This is a genomic window from Acetobacter fallax (assembly GCF_011516735.1).
Classification (GTDB): domain Bacteria; phylum Pseudomonadota; class Alphaproteobacteria; order Acetobacterales; family Acetobacteraceae; genus Acetobacter; species Acetobacter fallax.
Map to the genome: position 1 here is coordinate 1 of NZ_WOSX01000060.1, position 13,372 is coordinate 13,372.

10 protein-coding genes and 1 pseudogene are annotated in these 13,372 nt (G+C 57.4%); 6 read left to right on the forward strand and 5 right to left on the reverse strand.

Annotated features, from left to right (window positions below; genetic code table 11):
- Positions 1-544: 544 nt before the first annotated feature.
- Positions 545-1,072 (forward strand): annotated as a pseudogene (locus tag GOB85_RS17075) (transposase); the annotation flags it as partial.
- Positions 1,073-1,112: 40 nt separating this feature from the next.
- On the opposite strand, the gene GOB85_RS17080 reads toward GOB85_RS17075, so the two are convergent.
- Complete coding sequence (locus tag GOB85_RS17080) at positions 1,113-1,865, reverse strand: AraC family transcriptional regulator (protein WP_338421793.1); 753 nt, start codon at positions 1,863-1,865, stop codon at positions 1,113-1,115.
- 141 nt (positions 1,866-2,006) lie between these two features.
- Here GOB85_RS17080 and GOB85_RS17085 point away from each other — a divergent pair, with 141 nt between their 5' ends.
- Positions 2,007-3,167, forward strand: a complete 1,161-nt coding sequence (locus GOB85_RS17085) for an MFS transporter (protein ID WP_173578652.1) — start codon at positions 2,007-2,009, stop codon at positions 3,165-3,167.
- A 352-nt stretch (positions 3,168-3,519) separates the two neighbouring features.
- On the opposite strand, the gene GOB85_RS17090 is transcribed toward GOB85_RS17085, so the two are convergent.
- The 4 genes from GOB85_RS17090 to GOB85_RS17105 all read right to left on the reverse strand — a co-directional run bounded on the left by GOB85_RS17090 (position 3,520) and on the right by GOB85_RS17105 (position 5,784).
- Positions 3,520-4,167 carry a hypothetical protein gene (locus tag GOB85_RS17090; RefSeq protein WP_173578651.1) on the reverse strand — a complete coding sequence of 216 codons (648 nt, stop codon included), beginning with the start codon at positions 4,165-4,167 and terminating at the stop codon, positions 3,520-3,522.
- Positions 4,164-4,811 carry a hypothetical protein gene (locus tag GOB85_RS17095; protein ID WP_173578650.1) on the reverse strand — a complete coding sequence of 216 codons (648 nt, stop codon included), beginning with the start codon at positions 4,809-4,811 and terminating at the stop codon, positions 4,164-4,166. The genes GOB85_RS17090 and GOB85_RS17095 overlap by 4 nt, the downstream gene beginning before the upstream one ends.
- 65 nt (positions 4,812-4,876) lie before the next feature.
- Positions 4,877-5,515: a hypothetical protein gene (locus GOB85_RS17100; RefSeq protein WP_173578649.1), complete on the reverse strand. Its 639-nt coding sequence runs from the start codon at positions 5,513-5,515 to the stop codon at positions 4,877-4,879.
- Positions 5,512-5,784, reverse strand: a complete 273-nt coding sequence (locus GOB85_RS17105; protein WP_173578648.1) for a hypothetical protein — start codon at positions 5,782-5,784, stop codon at positions 5,512-5,514. The genes GOB85_RS17100 and GOB85_RS17105 overlap by 4 nt, the downstream gene beginning before the upstream one ends.
- A 1,627-nt stretch (positions 5,785-7,411) precedes the next feature.
- Between GOB85_RS17105 and GOB85_RS17110 the strand changes: the two genes are divergently transcribed.
- The 4 genes from GOB85_RS17110 (at position 7,412) to GOB85_RS17125 (ending at position 13,264) form a co-directional block, all read left to right on the forward strand.
- Positions 7,412-7,672, forward strand: coding sequence for a DUF2442 domain-containing protein (locus GOB85_RS17110; RefSeq protein WP_242011600.1), 261 nt, complete (start codon positions 7,412-7,414; stop codon positions 7,670-7,672).
- A 347-nt stretch (positions 7,673-8,019) separates the two neighbouring features.
- Positions 8,020-11,427, forward strand: coding sequence for a type I restriction-modification system endonuclease (gene hsdR, locus GOB85_RS17115; protein WP_173578647.1), 3,408 nt, complete (start codon positions 8,020-8,022; stop codon positions 11,425-11,427).
- A gap of 17 nt (positions 11,428-11,444) precedes the next feature.
- The gene (locus GOB85_RS17120) at positions 11,445-12,923 is read left to right on the forward strand and encodes a class I SAM-dependent DNA methyltransferase (protein WP_173578646.1); all 1,479 of its coding nucleotides are present in this window, start codon (positions 11,445-11,447) and stop codon (positions 12,921-12,923) included.
- Positions 12,920-13,264: a restriction endonuclease subunit S gene (locus GOB85_RS17125; protein ID WP_173578645.1), complete on the forward strand. Its 345-nt coding sequence runs from the start codon at positions 12,920-12,922 to the stop codon at positions 13,262-13,264. Before GOB85_RS17120 ends, GOB85_RS17125 begins: the two co-directional genes overlap by 4 nt.
- Positions 13,265-13,372: the final 108 nt, after the last annotated feature.

Sequence of the window (13,372 nt, forward strand, 5' to 3'; positions counted from 1 at the left end):
CTGCGCTCGGGTGATTTCAGTCCAGGCCATCTTGATCTCATCAGGTTATCGCAAACCCATGAATCATAACCCGCTGAAATCACTCAACTCATTTTCGGTCAGACACTAAGATACGCCCGTGGGACTATGCGAACCTTTTACGAGGTTATTGCATATTATCATGCCATGTCTCTCGACTGGTGGTTCGTAGACATGCGCCAGTTGCGCTGCGGTCGTCGGGAGTTGGATGAAGACAGGGGACATCCATTTCTGTTCCTGGACTTTCAGGCGACGACCATAAAAATATCCAAGTCTGACCACGCACTATACGATCAGGCACCTTATTGCCCGTCTGGCGTGCTTATTGGGCCCGATACAATGCCCGCCATTCGTGACCGCAACAGATCATATATGCATCTGCCGGAAAGACTTCAGTTGCGTAACCCGCGCTCCGGGTTCCTGCCCGGTGATTACCCAAGATAAGAAAATATCATCAACGTACTGACGCTTTAGCAGCCTGTCGGGCTGGGTTACCCTCGGAAGTGCCGCGGCTGTAGGTGATGAGATTAGCGGCTTCATCCCGTTTGACCGATCCCAGCCGTATCTTCTGCCGCCTGATCTAAAGTCGTGGCTTCCTGCTGACTATATGGCGCATTTCATTGTCGCCGCTGTTGAGTGGGTTCCGATGACCGCGTTCTGCTTGCCGGTGCGCACGGGTGGCAAGGCGGAGTATCATGCGCGTCTAATACTGACCCTTCTGATCTTTGGTTACGCGAACGGGATTTTTCTCCTCACGGTGGATCAAGCGGACGACATATCGTGACATCGGGGGCACTTCGTGGCGGCGAACCAGAATCCGGATCACGACACGATTGCTGCCTTTAGCAGAACGAACCGGAAGGCTATTGAAGCGGCATTTACGCAGGTCCTGCGTGAACAGTTGGCTGTGGATATCACGAAACTGATGAAACAGGCGGAGCACGCGGACGCCACCGATAGTGATCTGAAGGCATTGCCGGAAGAACTTGCACGCTGGGAAACGCTGAAAGCGAAATTGGATGAAACCTGTGCCCGTTTGGAAGCCACGCGAAGGTGCGGGCAAGTGGCTGCGACGAAAAACGAAACTATCGTTCTTAAATAATCCGGCAATCAGACCACTTAAACTGGTCACGAAATCGGTTAGGCGGACTGCCGAGGGTCTTTCGGAATGCAAACGCAAACGCGGATGCCGTGGAATAACCAAGTGCGTGCGCAACCTCTCCAACTGGCAGGCCTGATGACAGCATGCCAACGGCGGCCTGCATCTGCACCTGTCGGCGATAGTGACTGAAGCTCATGCCGACCTCAGCTTCAAACAACCGGGCCAGCGTCCGACTGCTGGCCCCAGCCACATCCTGCCATTCGGACAGTGACCTGCCATCCGCCGGAAAGGCCATCAGCGCATCCGTGACACGCCGCAGCCGTGTATCCGAAAGACGCGGTACACCCAGAGGTTCGGAGTGTGCCGATGCGATCTGGTCCAGCAGCACCGCCACCATACGCGACGCCGGTGAAGGAACAGGATAATATGCTGGGCATCTGGCAACCGCATCAATCAGTGCTTGCAACAGCGTTGTAAGGGCGATGATGCGACAGGCTGGCAGAAAATCACGGCACATCTGCGGCGCAATCAGCACGGCACGCAGCCTGCTTTCCTTGGGGCTATGAACGGCATGCACCACACCCGGTGGCAGCAGGAGTGCCCGCCCGGGCGGTAACAGCCACTGATTCTCTTCGGTCGTGACGCGGATCACGCCATGCGTGGTCGCCAGAAGCTGTCCAAGATCAGCGTGGCAATGAGGTTCGACATCCGCAGCTTCCACATGATGCTCTGCATGCACGCGCACTGGACGTAACTCTGTAGGAGGCGTGCGATCAGCAAGACTGCTGGCCTGCAGGGATCGGGATTGCTTCATCTGGCATATTTTCGACAGTTTATGGCATCCTGTCGAGCGCTGGATAAAAAATCAGTCTGTATAGCAGAGAGTATGACACGTTCCGCGAAAACGCTTCTGCCCTGGCTGATGATCTTCGGTGCCGGGGTCTGTCTGCGGACCGGAATTGCATCCCTCTCTCCCATCCTCGACCGGATCGAACGAACTCTTGCCATCTCCAACGCCGAACTGGGCTTGCTGACCACACTTCCAGTCCTGTGCATGGGCGGCCTCTCCCCGCTCGGGCATAGGCTGGAACGGCGACTTGGCCTGAAACGCTCCATGATAATGGCATTGGCGCTTCTGACGATCGTCCTGCTGCTCCGCCTCGACGGTGGCAGCTATGGAGTGCTGCTTTTCACGGCCGTCGGGGTAGGCGTGGTCGACGCAATCATCCGGCCGCTACTGTCGGGTTTCATCAAGGGTGAGTTTGCCTCCCGCGCACCGGCAGCCATGAGCGTCTATGCGGCCAGCATGGGCGTAGGTTCAGCCGTGGCCGCGTTCGGAACGCCCCGCATCAGTGACGTCACCGGGAGCTGGCCGCTGGGGCTGGCTATCTGGGCGCTTCCCACGGCACTTGCCGGGTTTTGCTGGATACTATGGCGTGAGGATATTGCTGCGCCTGCTCGCTCCGCGTCACAGCCCTCTCTCACGATCAGCCGGAGCGGCATTCTTGAACTGACGCTGTTCTTCGGTCTTCAGGCTGGGATCAATTACGTCGCAATAGCGTGGCTGCCGTCCCTGTATGGTGCCCTGGGCTATTCTGACCATACTGCAGGGCTTCTTGTCGCCATCATGATGCTGTTCCAGACGAGCATCAGTTTTTGCATGCATGTCATCATGCGCGCTCTGAAACTTACAACCATCAAGGCAGCCCTGATTTTTTCCGGCCTCGCCATTCTGGGTACGCTCAGCCTGCTGCTCGCAAAGTCGCTGCCATGGCTGGCACCTTTGATGATCGGAATTGCGACGGGAGGCCTGTTCCCGATAGCGCTCCTCCAGCCTCTGGATTTCGCACACGGCAGATCAGAGGCGACACGGCTGACCGGGCTCACCCAGACGGGCGGTTATCTGCTTGGCGGTATCCTGCCGTGGATTACAGGTTTGCTGATCGATCAGCTCGGCGTTGCCCCGGCACTCCTGACGTTGCTGGTTGGTAGTGCTGGCTCGCTTGCTGTGGTTACGGTGGCGATCGAGCGCACTTATCAGAAATGACATAGCCTGCCACGAATGTCTGCTTTCCGGTCCATTCTGGAATGATCTGAATGTCCTAGATAGAGCGTAAGCAGTCTGTCTGGATCTGTCTGCGTGGTTGCCGGAGCTTCTGTCCGGGTGACAGACTTATCCTCATGAAGTGAACTTTTTCGGGTCGAATTTCGTGGCGAACGGCGGAGTGTCATTATCTTCTGGTTTTCGACAGACGCCCTGTTTTCGGGATGCGTAACGAAACGGCCGTTCCCGTGCCTGATGCACGTGCGCGCAGAGGCAGGCGCAACCCACCTGCCTCCGTATGACCATCAGGGGGCCATCGGCGACAGGAGAACGGATGCGGCCCCATCGCGCGCGTCTAATCCGCCGTGAAAACAAACCTCGACGTCATACACCGCCAGCCGGGCATTCCCGCGAGCGGCTCCTCATCAGGCGGGGGCGGAACACGGACTCCCGAAAGGGCCACCAGCTGGTTGGCCGGCGCTTTCTTAAGGAGAAAGTCCAGCAGTGTTTCCGCGCAGGCCTGTCGTGCCGAGGGACCTGCGCGGGTCATCAGATGGATATTTTCCGGAACAAGCTCGAGAGCAGCTAGCTGCAACCCAAAATCGGAGATCCACGGGCAGAAATGCCGGATTCCTGTGTACAGGCATAAATCGTAGGGCGGATGGTCATGCGGCCCTCCGAGGAGCCGCCGTAAAAAATGCATGTGGTATCCAGCGAAAATCAGCGGTGCCGCACGTCCTGACGGCATCAGTCCACGGAACAGGCTGTCATTGACCGTCAGGTGTGGTTGTCCCGCATCGTCCAGTGTTTCTTCAAGACACCCGCACCGCTGGCTCCAGTCCGAGATCCAGGTCATTGACGATCCCGCCTCGAAAAAACCCTCCCGATGAGAGAGGATGATTGGAGCGCCGTGAAACGGCGCCCCCAGGTTTTGAGGAATCAGATCGATCAGGCAAAGACGACCTGCGGGCCAGCGCGGCAGGTGAACCGGACGCGCCGTCACGACACCCGCTTCCGCAGGCCGGCGACGATTTGCAGAAAACGCTGTCTCAGCCGGTCAGGTTCAAGCATCTGGTCCAGATACCAGACTTCGGGCTGAATCCCGGCCGCTTCGTAGACCAGAAGACGGCGATCGAACTGAGCCAGCAATTTCTGTTCCCACTCATTCCTTGTGACACGGTCAGAGCCACACGCCCCGACGATTTCGATATGCTGGACCTGCGACCGAAGCCGCACCGCGATGTCGGAATGAAACCGCCTCTGGCTGTCGGAACTGATGGCAGCCTCAAGATCAACCGCGACGTCATCGGGAACGACTGGCACGATCGCTTCATACACGATCCTTTCGACTACGGAATTCAGGCATGTGCCGTCGGAGGCAATGTTCCCGTACGATGGAAGATCGGGCCATTTCGCCTGCGCGATTTTCAGGAGATTGGCCCAGACCCACGTAGCGCGATCACCAAGGTGCATAAGGTGCTGGCCCTGGGGTAACAGATATCGGAACAGACTGGATGGCGGCTGCACACGCAACTTCATTGCCAGTGTGCGGTACAGGTGAAGATCGGCTTCGGTCGGTTCAAGGAACGAAGAGCGCGCGACGAAGTGCCGGCCCGTCATCACGGACGGGCATGTGGTAAGAAGCATGACTTTGTCTTTCGGAAAAAATGGAATCACTGCGGCCTGATTCAGGCCGCAGTCGGCCGGATGAATCAGGGAACGAACCTGATCAGTTCATTGAGCGTGTGCTCAGACAGCAGTGTTTCGATGATGCGTGCGAGCACATGGATTTGTGCAATGGCTGAGCCGGGGTGGGCTCCGCCCGTCCCGGTGAAGCCGTAGTGGCATCCGAGTGCATTGATGGCGTCCGGTACCCTGCTCAGTTCGGGAAACAGTCCGCGGACTACTGAAACAAAATGGATGTAGCGCACCGGGTCCATTGGGGTCGGGGTGATCCAGTGCGCCGCACGCTCGTCGGCAAGGACAACAACATCCGGCGAGCGGCCTTGCATACTGAGAGCCCCGTCTTCGTCGTCCACAACTGATGGGCCGGGTCGTTCGAGAATTTCCGCCCGGAGCAGGTCGCTGGCAGGCAGAAGCATCCCGGGGCCGACAGCGTCCTGCATTTTTACAGAAACGGGCTGGTCCGCAGGAAACCACAGTGCGAAATGCTCAGACTGAAGCGGCTGCCCTGTGTCTGAGGCAAAACCGAGGTCGTAGAGGCACACGGCCCAGACCGTTTCGCGGGTCCTCGCGCCCGACGCCGGTTCAGGCCGCAGAGACTCAACTCCGGGCACGAGGCTGACAATTCTGATCGTCAGACCAGAACTGTTTTGAAGTTCCTGTCTCATGCGATGCACTCCTCTGCAGTGGAGTGATGGACAGCGGAAGGTGACGGTCCGGACTCAGCAAGGCTCTGCGCGAATGCGCGGTCCAGGTTCGCGGCGACCTGCTCGACGATGAGCACGATGCCTTCAAGGCGAGGATCCTGTAGCCCGGTGCATGGAGACCTGATGATCTCCCGCAGAGAAGGAAGGACAACCCCATTCAGGACTGCCGTTGCATCGTATAGCTGATCGACCGGGTCATAGACCGGTTCGACGGATTTCTGGGAATTCATGATAAACGATCTCGAAAAGAGTGAGACCACAGAGAGAGAGGAAACCTCTTTTGTTCGAAGCACGAACCCACGGCCAACGGCCGCTCTGGGGTGAGGACGACAATGTCCTCAACCCGCGAAGCCAAAGATGAAACAGAACCCCAAAAGAGTCCGTGCGTCTGATTTCTGGTGAACAACCGGGGCGTGTGAAGAGAATACATTGCCGGGGGATAACCGAAAGCTGACAATCCTTTTGGCCATCTGATCGCCACTGGTCCCCGATCTCTCGCTGCAAGATCATCTCGTTCGGTATTTCGAGGTTTCCCGTCCGAAACTTCTGCACCTCCGAAGACATGGATCAGGGTGATCATGACTTAGAAAGCGATTGGCTCAGGCAATCTGCACCGCCGTCCCCATGGCAGGGGACGGCGCGACACCGTGAGGTGGCGCGTGCATCAGGAATGACGCGCCCGTAGGGTGCTGACGCCCCCGGCAGGGCACGAAGGAAAACATTAGTGTAAGCGGTTGTTTTCCAAGGTTTTTCGGAGCTTTGCTCCAAAAATCTGTTATCGTGCCTTTTTGATAGTTTCCCAGTCCTAAGGTGAATCTTTTGAACGTGTCTTAGTGGTCTGGCTTCTGATCCTCGTTCATCCAGACCTCCCTTATGACTGGGAATATCGGTTTTCTGCGGTTTTTAAGGCCCGTGTGAGGCATCTCCGGGCCCTTTTGCGGTCTCTATCAGGCGGTTGGGCCAGACGGCTTCTGGGCCTGAAATATGGCGGTTTTCTGCGGGGTCGTTTTCCCGGAATCGGGTCTGATGGTTTTTCCGTAGAAACCTGTCACACGTTCAGGAATATAGCGGTTTCTGGTGCTTTTCAGAATGTAGGGTGGTTTTCTGTCTGTTTCTGATGGGCTTCGGATTTCCAGCGTGATGTTGAACGTGACTGAGCGTTTTCGGGATTTCACATGATGATTCGGGATCGGGCCGTAGATTCGACGCGTGCGAAGTTTTGGGGGGTAGCGTTCAGGAGCACGTCAGGTTTTCGGCGTGATGTTGTACGTCCCTGAGCGTTTTCTGGATTTCACATGATGATTCGTGATTGGACCGTAGATTCTTAGCGTCGTGCAGTTTTTACGATGATGGTGAACGTCGGCAGAAATCGAACGTGGTGTCGAACGTGCCTGAGCTGTTTTGAGATTTCAGATGATGATTCGCGTTCAGGACGTAGTTTCCGAGCGCGGGAGGTTTTTTGCGTGTGTCTGAATGGTGAGCGATTTCTGGTTGTTTTTGATCTTTGTCCGGCGAGCCGGATCGAAAGCAAAAGACGGGCCTCCCCCTCCCCATTTTCGGCTGCATGGTTCTGATTAAAAAACCAAGCGATAGGGATATAGTGAATCATGCCAACACTTCTGCGCATTAATAGATTTCGTGTCGTGATTTACACGGCAGATCATTTACCGATGCACGTTCACGTCATAAGCGCGGATGGGGAAGTGTGACATGAAGGAAGCGACGAGCGCGGATAAACCTTGCAGACACCGCATGAGGAACCGTTGCCCTATGGAACGCGCCTGCCTTACGAGCCGCCTGCTCGTATCAGGCGGGCTTTCCTGCCAATTTCAATCACCGCTTTCCAATGGCGTTAAGATGAGTTTGCCCGCGGATCTGTTACAGGATTTGCAGGGCACTTCTCTGAATGATCTGGCTGAGATCGAAATCACTCCGCTGGGTAATGGCCTTCACTGGCCCCGCTTTGATGCCGATATTGTGGTCGAAGGTCTCTGGTCTACGGTCTCCGAATCTCGATGGCAGTACAGACGGGATGCGCAGGCAGGTCATCCGCCAGCCCGGCAAAGACGGCAGCAACTCGTCGGAATGGGGCTAAAAGCGGTCGGCCAGAAAGCGTAGCGTAAACACAGTTGCCAGTCAGTGTCGTCTCTTTCTAAGAGATTGCTATCAAGAGTCAGATCGGCATTCTGGATACTGATCCCAACGAGATCACGGTCGCCATTTCTGTGGAAGGTTTTACCCTTCTGCAGAACACCTGAAAGCCCCGATGGGCCTGCCCATACATCACCGTGACTCCCTTTGATCATCTCTGATGGTGCGGGCACTGAGTGAACAGGTGCCTTTCCTCTCCGAGGACGGCAACATGTCGGATTATGCAGTCACCATCATCCAATGCCTGGTTTGACTATATCCACGTTATGACAGAGATTATTTTACAGATGGGATCGCGGCATAAGGTCTGACGGATGAAGGAGAGGGTGGAACAGACCGGTAATTTTGCCTTTCTGGCAAAAGACGCGCCGGAACTGACCAAACTGGGTCAACTCGCCGAACATTTCTTCCTTCTCGACCCGCCGACATCTCTCATCAAGACGCGGCAGCTCGCGGAACTGACGGCCAAGGATATCGCCGCCAGGCATGGTGAACTGCCCGACACGCGCGCTACCTTTGACGACGTCCTTCGCGCTCTTCAGAGACGCGGATTGCTGCAACGTCAGATTGCCGACCTGTTTTTTCATATCAAGCGCGTCGGCAATGCGGCCGTTCATGAAAACGCAGGCACACGTTCTGAAGCGCTTGAAGCGCTTAAAATGGCCCGGCTGATCGGTATCTGGTTCCATCAGGTTTACAATCAGGCCCCCAATTTCCGCGCTGGACCGTTCGTCCCGCCCCGGCCGCCGGAAGACGCGACACCGGCTCTGCGTGAGGAAATCGAAGCTCTGCGCAAAGCCGTTTCCGATAGCACGGACGCCGAAGCAAAGGCCCGTATGGCCGCGCAGGAAGCCATCGCAGCGCAGGCAACCCTCCAGGAGCGCGCGGCCAGGGAAGCTGAAGACCGCGCATTCTGGGAGACTTACGCCGCCGAGGCGGACCGGGAACGTCAAACAGCCGAACGCACTCTGGCGCAGATGCAGGCTCAGGCCGTCGCCTCACCTGTGGCAGAACTTTCGGATCTGGCGCAGATGGCCGATCAGAAAGCGCAGGAACTGGAGATCGACGAGGCGACCACCCGCGTGCTCATCGACGCGCAGCTTCGTGCCGCAGGCTGGGAAGCGGACAGCAGGACCCTCCGCCACGCCAGAGGCACGCGCCCCGAAGCGGGGCGGGCGATCGCCATTGCGGAATGGCCGACCGAAAGCGGTCGCGTCGATTATGCGCTTTTTATTGACGGTCAGGCTGTCGGCGTCATCGAAGCCAAGCGTTCCATCAGGAACGTGGCTGGACGCCTTGGACAATCCAAACGCTACGGTCGGGATATCATCCTGACTCCCGAACAAAAACTGACTTTTACCCCATCAGACGATGCCACGGCGTTTCGTGTTCCGTTCGTATTCGTGACCAACGGTCGTCCCTATTTCAAGAGACTGGAAGCCCTCTCGGGCATCTGGTTCTGGGACGCCCGTACCGGGGAGCCCCAACGTGCCCTGATGGACTGGTTTTCGCCGCGTGACCTGACCGCAAGACTGGAGCAGAAGCTCGATTCCACAGTTCTGGAAGATCCCGACCGCCAGCTCGGCGTGACGGGATTGCGTGATTACCAGATTGAAGCTGTTCATGCTGTCGAGGCGGCCATCGCCAACAGGCAGCGTCGCCTTCTCATCGCCATGGCGACCGGAACCGGCAAAACCCGCCTTGCCATCGCGCTGATGTACGAGCTTCTCCGCGCCCAGCGGTTCCGGCGCATCCTGTTCCTGGTCGACCGGAAAGCCCTCGGTATCCAGACGCTGGATTCCATGAGCAATACCGAAACCGCCAGCCTGCTCAAATTCGATAAGATCTTTCCGATTGCCGGAATGGACAAGGTGATCCCCGACCTTGAGGACAGGGTTCAGGTTTCCACCGTGCAGGCCATGATCCGCCGTCTCTTTGATAACCCGGACGGCCAGCATCCGACACCCGGCAGCTACGATCTCATCATCATCGATGAGGCGCATCGTGGTTATGTGCTGGATGCCGAATTGCGAGATGACGATCTCGGTTTCCGCAACCTGGACGATTACCTCTCCGCCTATCGCCGCGTCCTCGATTATTTTGACGCCACCCAGATCGCCCTGACGGCAACGCCGGCCCTGCATACGAGAGAGATTTTCGGCGCACCGGTCTTTCATTACAGCTATCGTCAGGCCGTCATCGCGGGACATCTTATCGACCATCGCCCGCCACGTCGCATCACGACAGCTCTCAGCCAGACGGGCATTCACTTTGACGCAGGCGAGGAAGTCGCCGTCGTGGACTCCCGCACCAATCAGGTCGATCTCTTCGATCTTGAAGACGAAGTCGATTTCGAGGTCGCCGAGTTCAACAGGAAGGTCCACACGGAACCCTTCAACCGCGCAGTGGCCACCGCCGTCGCGTTGGAATGCCCGCCGGACAAGCCCGGCAAGACGCTGATCTTCGCGGCCCGCGACACGCATGCCGATATTCTGGTCAAGGCGCTGCGTCAGGCGTTAACCGAAGAATATGGTCCCCAGCCGCATGACATGGTCGAGAAGATCACCGGTGAGGTCGATCGCCCGAATGAGCGGATTAAGGTCTTTCGCAGTGACCCTCGCCCGAAATACGTCGTCACCGTCGATCTGCTGACCACGGGGATCGACATCCCTTCCATCGTCAACCTCGTCTTCGTGCGCCGCGTCAACAGCCGTATCCTGTATGACCAGATGATCGGTCGCGCCACACGCCGATGCGACGAGATCGGCAAGGAATATTTCCGCATTTTCGATGCGGTCGATATTTACGCCAACCTGCAAACCGTCACCGACATGAAGCCGGTAGTAGTCAATCCCTCACTTAGCTTCGCGACTCTTCTTGGCGATCTGAACCGCGCATCCACGGATGAAGACCGTACATGGGTCCGCGATCAGATCGTCGTCAAACTGCGCCAGCGCGTCCGTCATATCGACCCCGAATACGCCGCACCGCTCGAAGCCGTGCTCGGCCCCCTGACCGCCCTGCCAGACCAGCTCCGTGACGCACCGCCATCGGCGACGGCGGATCTGTTCGCCCGGCATCCGTCCTTCGCGACCATCCTCGACCACGCGGGGCACCGCCCGCGTCCGAACGGCGTCTATATCTCGGAGCATGAGGACGAACTTGTCTCCATCACCGATACCTTCGGGACACAGGCCAGTCCCGCCGACTATATCGAAAGTTTCGAGGCCTATATCCGCGCCAACATGAACGCGCTTCCGGCCCTGATCGCGGCAACACAGAAGCCCCGTGACCTCACCCGGCAGGATCTTAAGGATCTCGCTACCGCACTGGATGAACATGGTTTCTCCGAAGCCAGTCTCCGCCGCGCTTACGGCACCGCACGCAACGCCGACATCGCCGCCCACATTCTCGGCTTCGTCCGGCAGGCTGCTCTCGGCGATGCACTGGTGCCCTACGCAACCCGCGTGGAAAACGGCGTACAGAAGATCCTAGCCTCCCGGAACTGGACGCCCAGACAGACACAATGGCTGAACCGTATCGGCCGCGCCCTGAAAGACCAGCCCGTGGGTGATCCGGCCCTGCTGTCCGACCCGCTGTTTGCACAGCAGGGCGGCTTTGACGTGATCAACCAGACCTTTGATTCTGGCCTTGGTGATGTATTGAAGGATCTCAATGCCGCCATCTGGTCCGACGAATCAGAAGGAGGCCGAGCCGCGTAACAGGAAGTGTCTGACGTATGAATCCCGCTGCCGATCTGGTGAACAAGCTCTGGCGCCTTTGCACCCTGCTCCGCAAGGATGGCGTCACCTACCAGCAATACGTCACGGAACTGACCTATCTGCTCTTTCTGAAAATGGCGTCCGAGCAGAAGGACGAGACGCGCATTCCCGCGCAATACCGCTGGAAAGTCCTCAAAAGCGCCAACGAAACCGAAGTTCTCAAACTCTATCGGCAAGCCCTGATCGACCTCGGGGACGGGGAAAAGGTTTCTGACCGCGCCATCGTCTCCATCTTCCAGAACGCCGCGACAATCGTGCGCGATCCGGCGAACCTGCGCAAACTCATTAATGCCATCGATGAGTTGCACTGGTTCACGGAAGAGCGTGACTCCTTCGGCGATGCTTATGAAGGTCTGCTCCAGCGTATGGCGGAAGAGACCAAACGCGGCGCCGGTCAGTATTTCACCCCCCGCGCCCTGATCGACGTCATGGTGCGTCTGATGCAGCCGGAAGCCGGCGAGATCATCGAAGACCCGGCCAGCGGCACCGGCGGCTTCCTGATTGCCGCAAATCTGCATATGAAGGCCGAAACGGACGATTACTTCACCCTGTCACCCAAGCAGCAGGCATTCCAGCTTCAGGACGCGTTACGCGGCATCGAAAACGTCCCAGACACCTATCGCCTGCTACTGATGAATCTCTATCTGCACAGCATCGACCCGAACAATATCGTGCTCGGCGACACGCTCAGTCCGACCGGTGCGCGCCCACAGTTCAAAAATATCGATCTGATCCTGACCAACCCGCCGTTCGGCCCCGCAGGTGGGCCGCCGACGCGCGACGATCTGACGATCTCCTCGTCCGTCTCCTCCTACCAGCTTCCCTTCGTGGAACACTGCATTCGCGCCCTGAAGCCGGGAGGTCGGGCCGCCGTCATCATCCCTGATAACGTGTTGTTCGATGACGGGCGCGGTAAGGCCCTGCGCAAAATGCTGATGAACTGGTGTGACCTGCACACGATCCTGCGCCTTCCCGTCGGCATCTTCTACGCCCAGGGCGTGAAAACCAACGTGCTGTTCTTCACCCGTTCGGAAGACGAAGCGCCGGTCGAGGACGCCACGAAAGCTGTCTGGATCTACGACGCCCGCTCCGGCGCGCCGTCCTATGGCAAGACCAACCCGTTCCGCATCAGCGATCTGGATGATTTCGTCAAAGCCTTCGGCTCGGACCGTAATGGACGCGCAAAACGCAAGGATCAGGGCGAGGAAGGCCGTTTTCGTCGCTTCACACGCAAGGACATCGCAGCAAGAGGCGACAATCTTGACATCACCTGGCTGAAAGACACGACGGATCAGGCGGAAGACGGGTTGGAAACTCCGGCGGATATCGCAGCGACTATCGAAAGCCATCTGAAATCGGCTCTGGAAGAAATCGCGGCGCTGATGGCGGACCTTGAGGGGGATGCGGGGGATGTCGGCGCGGAGGCAGTGGAGTGATGTTGCCGAAAGGATGGGTTGAGACGACGCTCGGTCACATTGCGGCTTTCAACCCTAAACACAAATCCGATCTTCTGCCGGAAAGCAATGTATCATTTGTTCCAATGTCGGCCATAGATGAACATAGCGGCAAAATAGTTGAGTCTGCTTCGCGGAAATATAAAGAGGTGTCGAAAGGCTATACGCATTTCTCAGATGGAGATGTAATTTTCGCGAAAATCACGCCTTGTATGGAAAACGGCAAAGCCGCCATTGCACAAGACCTTGTGAACGGACTTGCCTGCGGCTCAACCGAATTTTTCGTGTTTAGACCAGAAGGGATCGAAGCCAGTCTCTTATGAGGTGGTCCCGTCCGTTCGGACAGTTTTGCGGGCTTGATAAGCTATACCCGGTTGTTGTTATGCCGCCCTTCTGACGGCGTTGCTGTTGGCCATCTGGTCCGGGGTTAA